The organism is Nonomuraea sp. NPDC049309 (assembly GCF_043196965.1).
Lineage (GTDB): Bacteria > Actinomycetota > Actinomycetes > Streptosporangiales > Streptosporangiaceae > Nonomuraea > Nonomuraea fastidiosa.
In genome coordinates this window covers 218839-234780 of sequence record NZ_JBICSH010000003.1, presented here as the reverse complement: position 1 = coordinate 234780, position 15942 = coordinate 218839, and the positions used below count along the sequence as shown (strand labels likewise).

The following is a 15942-nucleotide window of genomic DNA, read 5'->3' as shown; positions in this document are numbered from 1 at the left end:
TCACTTGATGGCGCCGACCGTCACACCTCGGGTCAGCGTGCGCTGGAAGATCAGGAAGAACACGACCGCGGGCAGCACGCCGAGCAGCGCGGACGCGCTCGACATGGTGGCGTCCATGTACCGCTCGCCCTGCAGGACGCCGAGCGCCACCGGCACGGTCTGGGTGTCGTTCGAGATGAGCAGGATGAGCGGGAGGAAGAACTCGTTCCAGGTCCAGATGAAGAAGAAGATCAGCAGCACGTTGATCGTGGGCCGGCTGATCGGCACCACGATCCTGACCAGCGCGCGCAGCCGCCCCGCGCCGTCGATCGCCGCCGCCTCCAGGATCTCCTTCGGGAACTGGCCGAGCACCGCGCTCAGCAGGTACGTGCCGAACGCCGCCTGGATCGCGGTCATCACGATGATCACCGCGAGCTGCGTGTCGTACAGGCCGGCCGCCTTGGCGAGATAGTAGAGCGGGTAGGCCAGCGACTCCTGCGGCAGCGTGTTGGCCACCAGGAACAGCACGAGGATCCACAGCCGGCCCTTGACCCTGCCGATGCCCAGCGCGTACGCGTTGAGCACCGACAGCGCGACCGCGAGCACCGCCACGGACGCGCTGATCAGGAAGCTGTTCCAGAGCTTGGTACCGAACTGCACCCGGTTCCAGAAGTCCACGATGCCCTGGAGGTAGAGCCCGTCGGGCAGGCTCAGCGGCCCGTGCGAGCTGTACTCGGCGGGCGACTTGATCGCGTTCATGGCCACGATGACGAACGGGAAGATCATCACCACGGCCAGCACGGCGAGCGCGGCCAGCACCGCCCAGCGTCCCGGGCCCCTCATGACTCACGCTCCTGCACCCGCAGGAAGAGGAACGTCACCACGACGATGATCAGCGCGAGCACCGTGGCGATCGCCGAGCCGTAGCCGACGTTGCTCTTCTGGAAGAAGTTCAGATACGAGAAGTACGACGGCACCATCGTCGCGTTGCCGGGCCCGCCGCGGGTCAGCACGAAGATCGGCCCGAACACCTTCAGCGCCGCGATCGTGCAGGTCAGCAGCACCACGAAGATCTCCGGCCGGATCTGCGGCAGCGTGATGTGCCAGAACCTGCGCCACCACGAGGCCCCGTCGATCTCGGCGGCCTCGTAGTAGGACGGGTCCACCCGCTGCAGCCCGGCCATGAAGATGACCACGGGATAGCCGAGCTGGAACCAGACCATGACCCCCATCACCGTCGCGAGCGCGAGGTCGGGGTCGCCGAGCCAGTCGAGGTCCAGGCCGAAGATCTGGTTGACGGCGCCGTACGAGGGGTGCAGCATCCAGCCCCACACCACGCCCGCCACCGCGACCGGCAGCACCTGCGGCAGATAGTACATCGCGCGCAGCGCGGCGGCCGTGCGCGTGCCGAACCGCTTGCCGATGTAGTCGAACAGGGCGGCGGCCAGCACGAGCCCGATCGCGGTCGGCACGATCGCCATGGCCACGATCAGGGCCACATTGTGCTGGAACGACTCCCAGAACCGCTCGTCGGACAGCAGCCGCGTGTAGTTGTCGAGCCCGATCCAGCGCGGTTTGCCGACCCCCGACCAGCGGGTGAAGCTCGCCGCCACGTTCATCACGAACGGCACGACGATGACGGCGGTGAACAGCAGCAGGCTGGGCACCAGGTAGAGCCAGTACCCCCGTCTGCCGGAGCTCGCGCGTGTGCGTGCGCTCATCTAGTTGCCCAGGTCGGCGAGGTTGTCCTCGTACGGCCCGGCGATCTCGTCCAGCACCTCGGCAGGGGTCTTGCTGCCGTTGATGAGGTTCTGGACCCCGGCCACCAGCACGTCGTAGTAGCCGGGCGCGGGCCAGTCGGGGTAGAAGGCCAGCCCGTCGGCGGCGGTGAGCGTGTTGAAGGTCTCGATCAGCTCCTTGCTCTTCTCGTCGGTGATGGCGGCCGGGTCGGCGGCCACGGGCACGCCTCCGGAGTTGCCGAGCAGGTTCTGGATCTCCTTGCTCATCGTGATGTCGATGAAGTCGTAGGCCAGGTCCTTGTTCTCGGAGTTCTCAGGCACCACCCAGAGGTTGCCGCTGGAGCCCGGGGCCATGGTCGAGCCGGGGAACAGGAAGTGGCCCCACTCGAAGTCCTTGATCTCGGAGGCGAAGCGGCCGTACCACCAGCTTCCGCTGATGACCATCGGGAACTCGCCCTTCATGAACGCCACGCCCATGTCCTCGGCCTTCAGGCCGGCCGAGTTCTTGGCGATGTAGCCCTTCTTCACCCAGTCGGCGAACGTCTCCGCGCCGTAGGTGAACTCCGGCCCGTGGAAGTCGACCTTGCCCGTGTAGAGCTGGTACGCCTCCATCCAGGGCTTCTGCGCCTTGCTCAGCGCGAGCTGGTAGACGATCTGCTGGGCCGGGTACTCGGCGCCGGCGTTCGCGATCGGGGTCACCCCGGCCTTGACGAACGTGTCCAGCGCGGCGGTGAACTCCTCGAACGTGGTCGGGACCTCGACCTTGTGCTTGGCGAAGAGGTCCTTGTTGTAGTAGACCATCACGAACTCGCCGTAGTTGGGCACGCCGTACCACTTGCCGGAGCCCATCACACCGCGCTCGTCGTACTTGGCGGTGGTCTGCAGGCCGCCGGGCAGCAGCTTGTCCCAGCCGCGCTTGGTGGCCTCCTCGGTGAGGTCGGTCAGCAGGCCCTGCTTCGACAGCAGACCGGACGTGGCGTTGCCCTTGTTGTACTCCATGAGGTCGGGCGCCTCGTCCGAGTTGAGCACCATGCTCGCCGTCTTCTGGATCTGCTCGAAGCTCTTCTCCTCGAACTCGACCTTGACGTTCGGGTGCGACGCCTCGAACTTCCTGATCGCCTCCGCCCACGCCTTGCCCATGGCGCTCTCGGCGCTCTCGTAGTGCCAGAGCTTGAACACGCGCGGCTCGGTGCCGCTCGGGTCGGGGCTGCCCGAGCCTCCTGAACCGCAGGCCGACAGGGCGAGCACGGCGGCGGCCAGCATCGCCGCGCCTCGTGATCTGAGCATGATCCCTCCAGGGGGTGTTACGAGAGGACGGCCCGCGCGGGAGCTCCGGCCACCGGGACGATGTCCACGCCGGTGACGCGCTTCGGGCCGGTGACGGCGACGCGCAGCTCGTCGCCGTCCCTGGTGGCGACCGCGACCGTCAGGCCGTCGGCGTCGTGGATGTGGACCGTGGCGTCGCCACCCCCGAAGGCGACGAGCGTGATCTGCTCCGGCACGTCCACCGTGTCGCCTTCCTCCTGGACGGGGATGAGCGCGCCGTAGCGGACGAAGAGCGGGATCTGGTCGAGCGGCTTGGCGACCCTGACGTAGCGGGAGCCGTCGAGCACCTCGCCCGTCCAGTAGTCGACCCACTGACCCGCGGGCAGGTAGACCTGCCGGACGCCTTCGGGCGCGGTCATGGGGGCCACGAGCAGGTCCCGGCCGAGCAGGTACTGCAGGTCGGCCTGCCAGGCCACCGGGTCGTCCGGGTAGTCGACGCACAGCGCCCGCATCATCGGCGCCCCCGTGCGCGCGGCCTCGACGGCGGCGGAGTAGATGTAGGGCATCAGCCGGTAGCGCAGCCTGAGCGCGGCGACCGCCTCGGCCTCGACGGCGGGGAACTCCCACGGCTCGCGGGTGGTGGTGCCGTGCAGGCGCAGCAGCGGCGACAGCGCGCCGAACTGGGTCCAGCGGACGTACAGGTCGTCGGTGGGGCGGCCGGTGAAGCCGCCGGCGTCGTGGCTCCAGAACGGCACGCCGGACAGGCCGTGCGCGAGCCCGCCCCTGATCGTGCTGCCCATGGCGGCGTAGCTGGTGTAGGTGTCGCCGCCCCACTGGGCGCTGTGGCGCTGCCCGCCCAGGTACGACGAGCGCGCCCACACCAGGCCGTGCCCGTTGACCTCGCGGGTGACCTCGGCGACGACGTCGTTGAACAGCAGCGTGTAGACGTTGTGCAGGTCGGTGCCGGACATGCCGTTCCAGGCGACCGAGTCGGCCGGCACGCCCTCGGCGAAGTCGGTCTTGAACAGCGCCACGCCCTGGCGCAGCAGCGGGCGGAGCAGGCCCTTGAACCACTCGACGGCCGCCGGGTTGGTGAAGTCGACGATGCCGCAGGCGGGGAAGGAGCCGTGCCAGCAGTCGGCGACGTACACGAGCCCAGCCTGATTCTTCAGGAAATATCCGGCCTCAGCGGCCTCGCGGAAGAGCGGGCTGAGGTGGGAGACGTACGGGTTCATCCAGAGGCAGACCTTGAACCCCATCTCGTCCAGCTCCGCCAGCATGGCGTCCGGGTCGGGGAAGTTCTTGGCGTCCCACTTCAGGTCCGACCAGTGCCCGTCGGTCTGCCAGTACGTGTCCAGGTGCAGCACGTCGCAGGGGATGCCGCGCTCCCTGATCGTGCGCGCCCTGGCCAGCACCCGCTCCTGGCTGTCCACGCAGAACCCGGAGGAGATCCAAGTGCCGAACGCCCACTTCGGCGGCAGCGTGGGCCGGCAGGTCAGCCGGTCGTAACGCTCCAGCACCTCGGGCGGCGTCGGCCCGGCGATCACGTAGTAGTCGAGCACGTCGTCGGGCACCACGATCTGCACGACGCTGTGCGTGGACTGGCACACGTCGAACTCCACCGGCGCGCCGCTGTCCACCAGCACCCCGTAGCCCCGGCTGGACAGGTAGAGCGGCACGTTCTTGTACGCGCGCTGCGACTCGGCCCCGAAGGCGTCGAAGTTCCACATCACCGGCCGCTGGCCGCGCTTGTCCAGCCGGGTGAACGACTCGCCGAACCCGGAGAACGCCTCGTCCGGCGCGGCGGCGAAGCTCTCGTGGTAGGCCACCGGCGTGCCCGAGACGCGGGAGCGGCCGAAGGGCAGCGTGCGCAGCCGGCCGCTGATGTCGGTGTGCCCCCGATCCTGCTCGACCAGCATCGCGCCGGAGGCGTCGGTGAAGCGCAGGTGGAAGGGCGACAGGGCGATCTCGGCGCGCAGCGAGCCGGCGTCGATCACGATCGGCTCGCCGGGCTCGGCCACCGCGCGGGCGCCCTCGTACGTGCCGGGCGTCACCAGGGCGATCGCCTGCTCCGAACGCGGCCGCGCGGTCGCATCCTCCGACAGCCTGACCCTGATCACGCCCTCGCCGGCCGCACCGACCTGCACGACCAGCGTCTCCTGCGCCGTGGTCACCGCCTTGAGCAGCACGCCGGCACCGTCGGCCGCCAATAGCTCGGCGGAGGCGAGCGCCGACAGGCCGCCCTCACCACGCTCGCGTACCGGCAACTCAGGCGGATCCGCGACGAAGTACTCGTGCGCGACCAAGGGCGGGCGATAGGGCATGGAGGCTCCTTCAACGCGGGCGCAAGACTCTGAATTAGTTTGCTGTCCATACCAACAAAGGTCAACGGTCGAAAGTCCCTCCGCTTGCCGCAGGGCACACAAAAAGGCCGAGGCAGACGCCTCGGCCTTTGGACCGTCGCGCCGCCACCGGGAGGGCGGCAGCGACGATCGGCTGGTGACGGACGGACACGCCCGGCCGCACCAGCCGGACGGACAGGTCTCAGACGGACACGCCCGGCCGCATCAACCGGACGGCGGGTCTCAGATGGAGACGCCCGGCTGCATCAGCCGGCGCGCCGCCTCGGTGATCGAGCCCGACAGCGACGGGTAGACCGCGAACGTGTGAGCGAGCTGGTCGACGGTCAGCCGCTGCTGCACCGCCACCGACACGGCGAGGATCAGCTCCGACGCGCGCGGCGCGACCACCACGCCGCCCAGCACGATGCCCGTGTGAGGGCGGCAGAACAGCTTCACGAAACCGTCGTTGAAGCCCTGCATCTTCGCGCGGGCGTTGGTGGCGAGCGGCAGCTTGACCACGTTCGCGTCGATCTCCCCCGCCTCGATGGCCCGCTGCGCCACGCCGACGGCGGCGATCTCGGGGTCGGTGAAGATGTTGGAGGCGACGGTGGCCAGCCGCAGCGGCTGGACGGCCTCGCCCAGCGCGTGCCAGACCGCGATGCGCCCCTGCATGGCCGCGACGGAGGCGAGCATCAGCACGCCGGTGCAGTCGCCCGCGGCGTAGACGTTGGGCGCGGACGTGCGCGAGACCTTGTCGACCTTGATGAAGCCGTTGCGGTCGAGCTGCACCCCGGCCTCCTCCAGGCCGATGCCCGAGGTGTTGGGCACCATGCCGACCGTCATCAGCGCGTGGGAGCCCTCGGCGGTGCGGCCGTCCTCCAGCGTCACCACCACGCCGTCGGCGGTGCGCTTGACCGAGGCGGCCCGCGAGCGGCCCATGACGTTCATGCCGCGCCGCCGGTAGACCTCTTCCAGCACCTCGGCGCCGTCGGCGTCCTCGTTGGGCATCATGCGGTCGCGGCTGGAGACCAGCGTGACCTCCGAGCCCAGTGACCGGTAGGCGCCGGCGAACTCGGCGCCGGTGACGCCCGAGCCGATGACGATCAGGTGCTCGGGCAGCTCCTCCAGGTCGTAGAGCTGGCGCCAGTTGAGGATGCGCTCGCCGTCGGGCTCGGCGCCGGGCAGCACACGCGGGGTCGCCCCGGTGGCCACCAGCACCACGTCGGCCTTGATCGTACGGTCGCCGGCCCGCACGACCTGCGGATCGACCAGCCGGCCCCGCGCCCTGATGATCTCGACGCCCTCGGCCTCGACCCGCGTCGCGATGTCGGCCGACTGCGCCTGTGCGAGCTCCTTGACCCGCTTGTTGACCAGCGGCAGATCGACCCCCACCGAGCCGGCGTCGCCATCGGCCCCGCCGGAGAACGACACGCCGAGCGAGGGGGCGTCGAGCAGCGCCTGCTTGCGCACGGAGGTCGCGATCAGCGTCTTGGACGGCACGCAGTCGGTCAGGACGCACGCGCCGCCGGGGCCGTCCTGCTCGACCATCGTGACTTGCGCGCCTAGCTGAGCGGCCACCAGCGCCGCCTCGTAGCCACCTGGTCCGCCGCCGATGATCACGATCCTCGTCACGTAACCATTGTCCCGCATGCCCGATGCCGAGAGCGAAACGGGGCGTGGTATCACGCGCTACTCTTGTTCGCTGTGCCTGTCTACGCCGCCTACGGCAGCAACATGGACCCCGAGCAGATGGCCATGCGCGCCCCGCACTCTCCGATCAGGGGCGTCGGCTGGCTGCCGGGATGGCGCCTGACGTTCGGGGGTCACGACATCGCCTGGGAAGGCGCGGTCGCCACGATCGTCGAAGATCCCAACGAGCACGTCTTCGTCGTGCTCTATGACGTGCCCGAGTGGGAGGAGACCTCGCTCGACCAGTGGGAAGGCGCCGTGCGCGGCGCGTACCACAAGGTGCGGCTGCGCGTGCAGACACTCGAAGGCGAGGTCGTGGCCTGGTTCTACGTGCTCGACGGCTACGAGGGCGGCCTGCCATCGGCCCGTTACCTGTGCAGCCTGGCCGAGGCGGCCGAGCGTGCGGGCGCTCCCGACGACTACGTCAAAGAGCTGCGAGAGCGCCCCTGCACGTCTTACGGCGGCTAGCTGAGCGGCCTGTCCTTGGTCTCCTTGAGCACGAAGAGGTAGACCAAGGTCGAGATCAGCGCCAGCGCCGACATGTACCACGGGAAGGCGCCGGGGTTGCCGGCGTCCTTCAGCGCCGTGCCGATCAGCGGGGCGGTGCCGCCGAAGATCGCCACGGTCAGCGAGTACGGGAACCCGGCGCCCGCCGCCCGCACCCGGGTGGGGAAGAGCTCGGAGTTCACCGCCGCCGAGATCGAGGTGAAGCAGCCGAGGAAGACCATGCCGATGAGCTGGATGATCAGCAGGCTCGCGTACGAGTCGGTGAGCAGCCCGAGCAGCGGCACCGGCAGCACGAGGAACCCGATGCCGAACGTGACCAGCATGGGCTTGCGGCCGATCTTGTCGGACAGCATGCCGAGCAGCGGCTGCAGGATCATGAAGAAGACCAGCGAGATCGTGCCGATCTGCAGCGAGTCGGCCTCGTCGAATCCGACGGTGATCTGCGCGTACGTGGGCAGGAACGTGGTCCACGTGTAGTAGGCGACGGTGCCGGCGATCGTGATGCCCACGATGGTGGCCGCGGCCTTCGGGTAGTTCTTGAGGAACTCGAACATCTTGGGCCGCTCGGCCTTGCCGCTCTTGACCTCCTCGGCGAGCGCGGAGGTCTCGTCGGCGCCCTTGCGGATCCACAGGCCGACGAGGCTGAGCAGGGCGCCCACGAAGAACGGGATGCGCCAGCCCCACGACTTCATGTCGGGTTCGAGCAGCAGCGTGGTCAGCAGGGCGGCCAGGCCGGAGGCGAGGAGCTGGCCGATGGTGGTGCTGACGTACTGGAAGCTCGAGTAGAGGCCGCGGCGGCCGGTCGGGGCCGACTCCACGAGGAACGTGGTCGCGGCGGCGAACTCGCCGCCGACCGACAGGCCCTGGATGAGCCTGGCCAGGGTCAGGATGACGGGGGCGAGCAGGCCGACGGCCGCGTAGGTGGGCGTCAGGCCGACGATCAGCGAACCCACGCCCATCAGCACGATCGTGAACGTCATCGCCGCCTTACGCCCGTAGCGGTCGGCGAACGCGCCGACCACCAGGCCGCCGAGCGGGCGCATGAAGAAGCCCACCGCGAAGACGGCGAACGAGCTGATCAGCGGTACCAGGGAGTTGTCCGAGTTCTCGGCGAAGATCAGACCGGAGAAGATGGGAGCGAGAAAGCTGTAGGCGTACCAGTCGTACCACTCGACGACGTTGCCGATGCTGGCCGCCATGAGCTGGCGGGTGCGGCTCTTGGGGATGCCGAGGGGTGAATGCGCCACCGGGGAAGTCGCCACGTGGGCTCCTTTGCTGACAACTGCAGTGATGGCCTACTGTGCAATCGGACGACCGAAACAGTCAAATGTCATCACAAACTTTTACAAACCAGACATAGAAACGGCATCAGGTGGATGTTCTCGACCGGCGACTCGTCGCCGCCCTGCAAGTCAGCCCCCGCGCATCGTGGGGCGAGATCGGCAGGGCCGTCGGCGAGCACGAGCGCACGGTCGCGCGGCGGCTGCAGCGGCTGATGGCCGACGGCGTCGTCCGCGTCACCGCCATCTACGACGACCTGCGCACCGGCCACGGCCGCCCCGTGCACCTGCACGTCCAGACACGCCCGGGCTCGGTGCCCGAGGTCGCCAGGGCGCTGGCCGCACGCAACGACACCCGCTCGGTCTACGCGCTGACCGGGGCCGCCGACATCGGCTGCGAGCTGGTCGCCCCCAGCAGGGAGGACCTGCACCACATCCTGTCGGCCGAGGTCACCGGCATCGACGGCGTGCTGCAGACGCAGACCCAGGTCGTGCTGCACACGTTCAGAACCGTCGCCGAGTGGCACGCGCCCTACCTGACCGAGCGCGAGGTCGCCGAGCTGCGCCCGCCGCCTCCCCCGGAGCCGCTGCCCGACGAGGAGGGCCTGACACCGCTGGAGATGGAGATCGCCGAGCTGCTCGCCGCCGACGGGCGGATCGCGTTCACCGCCGTCGCCGAGCGCCTCGACGTCTCTGTGCCCACCGCGCGCAGGCGGCTCACCTCGCTCATCGAGCGGCGGCTGCTGCTGCCGCGCGCCGAGGTGGAGCCCGCGCTGCTCGGCCTGGAGGTAGAGGCCATGCTCTGGCTCAAGGTCCGCCCCCACGGCCTGGACAGCGTCGGCCGGCAGCTCGCCGCGCATCCCGACGTCCGTTACTGCGCCGCCACCACGGGCACCCATTCCCTCATCGTGCAGGTCGTCGCCGCGCATGAAGCGGCGCTCTACCGATTCATGACCGGCGTCGTCGGCAAGTACGACGAGATCACCGACGTCGACCTCACCCTGATCACCCGCGCCTACAAGCGCGGTCACCTTCACAAGTCCGGATTGCTCACGCTCGATCACCGTTGGGAGAACACACCATGACCCCTGCCGAGAGGGAAGTCGCCGACCTGTGCGCGGAGCTCATCCGCGTCGACAGCAGCAACTACGGCGACGGCAGCGGCCCCGGTGAGCGGGCCGCCGCCGAGGTCGTCATGGCCAGGCTGGCCGAGGTCGGCATCGAGCCGACGTACGTTGAGAGCGAGCCGGGCCGCGGGAACGTCATCACCCGCATCGAGGGCACCGACTCCTCGCTGCCCGCGCTGCTCGTGCACGGCCACCTGGACGTCGTGCCGGCCAACGCCGCCGACTGGTCGGTGGACCCGTTCGCGGGCGAGGTGCGCGACGGCTACATCTGGGGCCGCGGCGCCGTCGACATGAAGGACATGGACGCGATGATGCTGGCCGTGCTGCGCCGCTTCAAGCGCGAGGGCGTCAGGCCGCGCCGCGACATCGTCTTCGCCTGGGTGGCCGACGAGGAGGCCGGCGGCGTCTACGGCGCCAAGTACCTCACCGCGAACCACCCCGAGCTGTTCGAGGGCGTCACCGAGTCGATCAGCGAGGTCGGCGGCTACTCGCTCGAAGTGGACCCGTCGCTGCGGCTCTATCTCATCGAGACCGCCCAGAAGGGCCTGGCCTGGATGAAGCTCATCGCCGACGGCACGGCCGGCCACGGCTCCATGCTCAACGACGACAACGCCGTCACCGAGATCGCCAAGGCGGTGGCCAGGATCGGCGCCCACGAGTGGCCGCTGACCTACACCGAGACCGTGCGCCGCTTCCTCACCGAGGTCGCCGACGCCTTCGGCATCCCGTTCGACGAGGACGACCCGCAGCCGATCCTCGACAAGATCGGGCCGCTGGTGCGGTTCGTCGGCGCGACGCTGCGCAACACCACCAACCCGACCCAGCTCGGCGCCGGCTACAAGTCGAACGTCATCCCCGGCCAGGCCACCGCCGTCGTGGACGGCCGCTTCCTGCCCGGCCACGAGGAGGAGTTCTTCAAGACGATCGACGAGCTCATCGGGCCGAAGGTGCGCCGCGAGTTCGTGCACCACGACATCGCGCTGGAGACCTCGTTCGACGGCGCGCTGGTCGAGTCGATGATCGCGGCGCTCAAGGCCGAGGACCCGTCCGCGCGGGCCATCCCCTACTGCATGTCGGGCGGCACCGACAACAAGACGTTCTTCGCCGACCTCGGCGTGCGCGGCTTCGGTTTCGTGCCGCTGCGGCTGCCCGCCGACATGGACTTCGCCTCGATGTTCCACGGCGTGGACGAGCGGGTGCCGGTGGAGGCGCTGCAGTTCGGCGTACGGGTGCTGGACAGGCTGCTTCTAAACTACTGAAGGTGACGAAAGACGCATACACCCTGGCCAGTGAGGCCGCCGCGGCGCTGCGCAGCGCCGCGGGCCTCGACAAGCTCGACGCGCCGCTCGACGTGGCGCTCGTCATGGGGTCGGGGTGGGTGCCCGCCGCCGACGCGCTCGGCGAGACGGTGAGCGAGATCCCCTTCACCGACCTGCCGGGCTTCCGCGCCCCCGCCGTCGCCGGGCACGGCGGCAAGATCCGCGTCGTCCGCACCCCCGGCGGCCGGCACGCGCTCATCTACCTCGGCCGCACCCACCTCTACGAAGGGCTCGGGGTGGACGCGGTGGTCCACGGCGTGCGCACGGCCGCCGCGGCAGGCGTGCGCACGCTCGTGCTCACCAACGCGGCGGGCGGCCTGCGCCCCGAGACCCAGAACGTCGGTGACCCGGTCCTGATCAGCGACCACATCAACCTCACCGGGGCCAACCCGATCACCGGCACCACGTTCATCGACCTCACCGAGGTGTACTCCCGGCGGCTGCGCGCGCTCGCGCGCGAGGTGGACCCGACCCTGGCCGAGGGCGTGTACGTGGCCTTCAGGGGCCCGACGTACGAGACGCCCGCCGAGATCCGCATGCTGCGCACGCTCGGCGGCGACATGGTCGGCATGTCCACCGTCCTCGAGGCCATCGCCGCCCGCGAGGCCGACCTGGAGGTGCTCGGCATCTCCCTCGTCACCAACCCGGGTGCCGGGCTGACCGACGAGCCGCTGAACCACGAGGAGGTCCTCGAGGTCGGCAGGGCCACCGCCGCCCGCATGGGCGTGCTGCTGGCCAAGGTGGTGGACCGGCTGTGAGCCTCCTGGAGGAGGCCCGCGCCTGGCTGGCCCAGGACCCCGACCCCGACACCAGGGCCGAGCTGTCGGCGCTCATCGACGCCGACGACCTGCCCGCGCTGCGGGAACGCTTCGGATCCCGGCTGGAGTTCGGCACCGCGGGCCTGCGCGGCGAGCTGGGCGCCGGGCCCAACAGGATGAACCGGGTCACGGTGATGCGCGCCGCCGCCGGCCTCGCCGCGGTGCTCGGGCCCGGCAAGCACGTCGTCATCGGCTACGACGCCCGGCACAAGTCCGACGTCTTCGCCCGCGACACCGCCGCCGTGCTCACCGGCGCCGGGGTGCACGCCTCGCTGCTGCCGCGCCCGCTGCCCACCCCCGTCCTCGCCTTCGCCGTACGCCACCTGGGCGCCGACGCCGGAGTGACGGTCACGGCCAGCCACAACCCGCCCCGCGACAACGGCTACAAGGTCTACTGGGGCGACGGCTCCCAGATCGTGCCGCCCATCGACGCGGAGATCTCGGCCGCCATCGACGCGGTCGGGCGGGTGGACGAGCTGCCGCTCGGCGGCCCCGGCACGCTGACCGAGCTGGACGACTCCATCGTCGGCGACTACATCGCCGCCCTGACCGCGCTCCCCCTCGGTGACGCGCGCGAGCTGCGGGTGGCGTACACGCCGCTGCACGGCGTCGGCGCGGACACACTGACCCGCGCGTTCCTCGCCGCCGGGTTCGACGCCCCGATCGCGGTCGAGGAGCAGCGCGACCCCGATCCCGGCTTCCCCACCGTCGCCTTCCCCAACCCGGAAGAGCCCGGCGCGATGGACCTCGCCGCCGCGCTCGCCGCCAAGATCGGCGCGGACCTGGTGCTGGCCAACGACCCCGACGCCGACAGGTGCGCGGTGGGCGTGCCGCTGCCGGACGGCGGCGTACGCATGCTGACCGGCGACGAGGTCGGAGGCCTGCTCGCCGAGCACGTCATCGCGCACACCAGCGGCGACCGCATGGTGGCCACCACCATCGTCTCCTCCAGCCTGCTCGCCAAGATCGCCCAGGCGCACGGCGTGCGCTACGGCGAGACGCTGACCGGCTTCAAGTGGATCATCAAGGCGGGTCCCGGGCTGGTGTTCGGCTACGAGGAGGCCATCGGCTACAGCGTCGGCTCCGACGCCGGCCTGCCCGTCCGCGACAAGGACGGCATCGGGGCCGCGCTCACCGTCGCCGCCATCGCCGCCGCCGCCAAGCGCGACGGGCGTACGCTGCTCGACCTGCTCCACGATCAGGCCCGCCGCTACGGCCTGCACGCCACCACCCAGCTCTCCTTCCGCGTCGCCGACCTGTCGCTGATCGCCGATGCCATGGCGCGGCTGCGCGCCGAGCCGCCCGCGAGCCTCGGCGGCCTCACGGTGACCGCCGCCGACGACCTCACACGCGGCGACGGCGGCCTCCCGCCCACCGACGGCCTGCGCTACCGGCTCGCCGGCGGCGCCCGTGTCGTCGTCCGCCCGTCCGGCACCGAGCCCAAACTGAAGTGCTACCTGGAGGTCGTCGTCCCCGTCACCACGACGCCCGCCGACGCCCGCGCGCTGGCCGCCGAGCGCCTGGAGGCGATCAAAGCCGACCTCGCCACCCGGCTCGGCCTCGGCTGACGGCGGCCGAACGCTCCCCGGCCCCCGGTTCTCGCCCTGGCCCGCCCGCCCCGCCTCGCGCGGGTGCTCGCGCCGCGCGGTGGGTGCGGGCGGGCCGGCGGAGGCCTCAGCTTGCGGGGGCGCTGACGGCTTCGGCAGGGAGGCGCTTGGCGAGGCGCAGCAGGCCGCCGGCGGCGAGGGCGAGCAGCGTGCCGAGCGCCGCCCACAGCAGCGGCGGCGAGCAGCTCACCAGCGCCGAGAACCCGGCGGGCGCCACCACCTGCCCGACCGCCCACGTCATCTGATGCACGGCCAGATAGCGGCCCCGCGACCCTGCCGGTGCCGCCCCGGCGGCCAGCGACGCGGCCGGAGCCGTGTGCATCAGCTCGGCCAGTGTGAAGACGAGGGTCGCCACGACCAGCACCACCACCCTGGGCGCACCTGGCGGGGCCAGGGCGGTGACCCCGTACAGGGCGCAGGCCAGCACGAACACGCCACCGGCCAGCGCCATCGCGTGCGTACGGCGGGCATGCCGCTGCACATGCCGCACCGGAAGCTGCCCCGCCGCGACGAGCAGCGTGTTGACCGTGTAGAGCACGCCCAGCAGCGCCGCCGGCAGCTCCAGGACGGAGACGGCGTACAGCGGCAGGCCCACGGACAGAATCAGGTGAGCCAGCGTGAACGCCTGCTCCGCCGCCACCAGCCCCATGAACGGCCGGTCGGCGAGCACCCGCCGGTACCCCGCCGCCCGCCGCCCACCAGGCACTCCGCCGCCCGCCGGCTCCTCCTCCGGGGACCCTCCGAGCCGCCGGGAATCGCTCAAGGGGCTGCTGCCGGGGAGGAGAAGGCAGGTCGCGGCGAGGGCGAAGCTGGCGGCGTTGAACAGGGCGATCAGTGTGAAACCCGGCTGACCGGCGAGCGACACCGCTCCCGCCGACAGCAGGCCGCCCAGGCCGAAGGCGACGTTGCGGGCGGTGGCCTGCATCGCGTACAGCCGGTCCCGGCCGCCGCCCGCCGCGATCGCCGCCACGTGACTGCTGGACGCCGGGTAGTAGGCGCGGTCGCCGACCGCGATCACGGCGGCGATCGCGATGAGCGCGCCGAAGCCGTCCACCAGCGGGTACAGGACGAAGGCGAGCGCGCGGATCACGTACGTGCCGACCAGCACCGTACGCGCGTCGAACCGGTCGATGAGCACGCCCGCCACGGGGTTGGCCGCGAGCCCCAGCCCGGCCGCCACCGTCACCCCCAGCCCCACCGTCGCCGGCGGAAGGCCGGTCACCTGCTGGATGAAGAGCAACGTCAGCGGGACGTACAGACCGTTGCCGAGCGCGTCGACGAACATGCCGACGAGGAAGAGCCGCACGGAGCGGTCACCGGATGGGGAGAGTCGCACCCGCACGAGTCTCGCGGCGAAGAGCCGCCCTGCGGATCCGGCACAGGCCCGGGAACGGATCGGCCATCCGTCCTAGGACCCGCCACGCACGAAGGACCACCGCTACCCGATCCGACGGGATCGGACTCGGCCGGAGGACGCGCCCGTCAGGCGGCCCAGGCCGGGGAACCGTCAGGCGGCCCAGGCCCGGGAACCGTCGGACGGCCCAGGCCCGGGAACCGTCAGACGGCCCAGACCCGGGAACCGTCGGATGCCCCAGGCCCGGGAACCGTCAGACGGCCCAGGCCCGGGAAGACGAAACCGGCCCAGGCGCCCGGCTACGCCAGGCGGATCTGGAGCTCAGTGAGCCAGCCGGCGGGGTCGGGTTCGGTGCGTGGGTCCGTGGTGTACAGCTCCAGGCGGCAGCCCCAGTGCTCGGCGCCGTCTCGATCGGTCACGTCCCACTTCACGCCCTGCTCCGCGCCCCATGCGAGCAGCGCTCCCGTGGCTCCGGCGAGGCCGTCGAAGGGGCCGCGGTGGGTGGCGGTGGCGTAGCGGCCGGCGGGCAGCACGCCGGCGAAGTAGTCGCCCTCCGCCTCCACCGGCTCGGCGACCGGGACGCCGGCCTGCAGCACCATCGCCTCGCCGTCCGGCTCGAAGCTCTCGTACCGCAGGAACGGCGCGCCGGCGGGGGCGACGCCGCGGCCGGCCAGCCAGCCGACGATCTCGCCGATCCGGTCGGCGATGGTGGGGATGGTGCTCATGGTGACGGTGCCGCGCAGCCCGATGTAGGGGCGCTCGGGGAGTTCCACGATTTCGGGCATGCTGAAACCTCCTACTCCCCCTTACAGACCGGCCACACCCGCACAACTCATCGCCCGGCTCAAGGGGATGTCCCGGGGGTCCTGGCCCTCGCCCTCAGGCGAACCCGGTCAGCCCCGGCCTCGGGCCCCA

At 70.8% G+C, this 15942-nt stretch carries 13 protein-coding genes; 5 read left to right on the top strand and 8 right to left on the bottom strand.

Going from position 1 to position 15942, the window contains the following annotated elements; translation table 11 throughout:
* From ACGFIM_RS21860 to ACGFIM_RS21840, 5 genes are all read right to left on the bottom strand, one after another.
* Entirely contained in the window at positions 1-822 is an 822-nt protein-coding gene (locus ACGFIM_RS21860) for a carbohydrate ABC transporter permease (RefSeq protein WP_393202942.1), read from the bottom strand.
* Positions 819-1700, bottom strand: coding sequence for a carbohydrate ABC transporter permease (locus tag ACGFIM_RS21855; RefSeq protein WP_393202940.1), 882 nt, complete (start codon positions 1698-1700; stop codon positions 819-821). The genes ACGFIM_RS21860 and ACGFIM_RS21855 overlap by 4 nt, the downstream gene beginning before the upstream one ends.
* Positions 1701-3005, bottom strand: a complete 1305-nt coding sequence (locus ACGFIM_RS21850; protein ID WP_393202938.1) for an ABC transporter substrate-binding protein — start codon at positions 3003-3005, stop codon at positions 1701-1703. It lies immediately after the preceding gene.
* Between the two features lie 17 nt (positions 3006-3022).
* Positions 3023-5308: a TIM-barrel domain-containing protein gene (locus ACGFIM_RS21845; RefSeq protein WP_393202936.1), complete on the bottom strand. Its 2286-nt coding sequence runs from the start codon at positions 5306-5308 to the stop codon at positions 3023-3025.
* 261 nt (positions 5309-5569) lie between these two features.
* Positions 5570-6958 carry an NAD(P)H-quinone dehydrogenase gene (locus ACGFIM_RS21840; RefSeq protein WP_393202934.1) on the bottom strand — a complete coding sequence of 463 codons (1389 nt, stop codon included), beginning with the start codon at positions 6956-6958 and terminating at the stop codon, positions 5570-5572.
* 72 nt (positions 6959-7030) lie between these two features.
* Between ACGFIM_RS21840 and ACGFIM_RS21835 the strand changes: the two genes are divergently transcribed.
* Positions 7031-7483 carry a gamma-glutamylcyclotransferase gene (locus ACGFIM_RS21835; RefSeq protein WP_364059720.1) on the top strand — a complete coding sequence of 151 codons (453 nt, stop codon included), beginning with the start codon at positions 7031-7033 and terminating at the stop codon, positions 7481-7483.
* On the opposite strand, the gene ACGFIM_RS21830 is transcribed toward ACGFIM_RS21835, so the two are convergent.
* Positions 7480-8784 carry an MFS transporter gene (locus ACGFIM_RS21830; RefSeq protein ID WP_393202932.1) on the bottom strand — a complete coding sequence of 435 codons (1305 nt, stop codon included), beginning with the start codon at positions 8782-8784 and terminating at the stop codon, positions 7480-7482. The two genes, ACGFIM_RS21835 and ACGFIM_RS21830, sit on opposite strands and share 4 nt — an antisense overlap.
* A 110-nt stretch (positions 8785-8894) precedes the next feature.
* Here ACGFIM_RS21830 and ACGFIM_RS21825 point away from each other — a divergent pair, with 110 nt between their 5' ends.
* Genes ACGFIM_RS21825 through ACGFIM_RS21810 form a run of 4 tightly spaced genes read left to right on the top strand, consistent with a single transcriptional unit; the run spans position 8895 to position 13634 of the window.
* Positions 8895-9887 carry an Lrp/AsnC family transcriptional regulator gene (locus ACGFIM_RS21825; RefSeq protein ID WP_393202930.1) on the top strand — a complete coding sequence of 331 codons (993 nt, stop codon included), beginning with the start codon at positions 8895-8897 and terminating at the stop codon, positions 9885-9887.
* Positions 9884-11188 (top strand): M20/M25/M40 family metallo-hydrolase, encoded by a 1305-nt coding sequence (locus ACGFIM_RS21820; protein ID WP_393202928.1) that lies wholly within the window; start codon positions 9884-9886, stop codon positions 11186-11188. Before ACGFIM_RS21825 ends, ACGFIM_RS21820 begins: the two co-directional genes overlap by 4 nt.
* Before the next feature lie 2 nt (positions 11189-11190).
* On the top strand, positions 11191-12006 hold the full coding sequence (locus ACGFIM_RS21815; protein ID WP_393202926.1) for a purine-nucleoside phosphorylase: 816 nt from the start codon (positions 11191-11193) through the stop codon (positions 12004-12006).
* Complete coding sequence (locus ACGFIM_RS21810; protein ID WP_393202924.1) at positions 12003-13634, top strand: phospho-sugar mutase; 1632 nt, start codon at positions 12003-12005, stop codon at positions 13632-13634. The genes ACGFIM_RS21815 and ACGFIM_RS21810 overlap by 4 nt, the downstream gene beginning before the upstream one ends.
* 106 nt (positions 13635-13740) lie before the next feature.
* Here the strand turns inward: ACGFIM_RS21810 and ACGFIM_RS21805 are convergent, their stop codons facing one another.
* Entirely contained in the window at positions 13741-15009 is a 1269-nt protein-coding gene (locus ACGFIM_RS21805; protein WP_393202922.1) for an MFS transporter, read from the bottom strand.
* 317 nt (positions 15010-15326) lie between these two features.
* Positions 15327-15812 carry a GyrI-like domain-containing protein gene (locus tag ACGFIM_RS21800; RefSeq protein ID WP_393202920.1) on the bottom strand — a complete coding sequence of 162 codons (486 nt, stop codon included), beginning with the start codon at positions 15810-15812 and terminating at the stop codon, positions 15327-15329.
* Between the last annotated feature and the right edge of the window lie 130 nt (positions 15813-15942).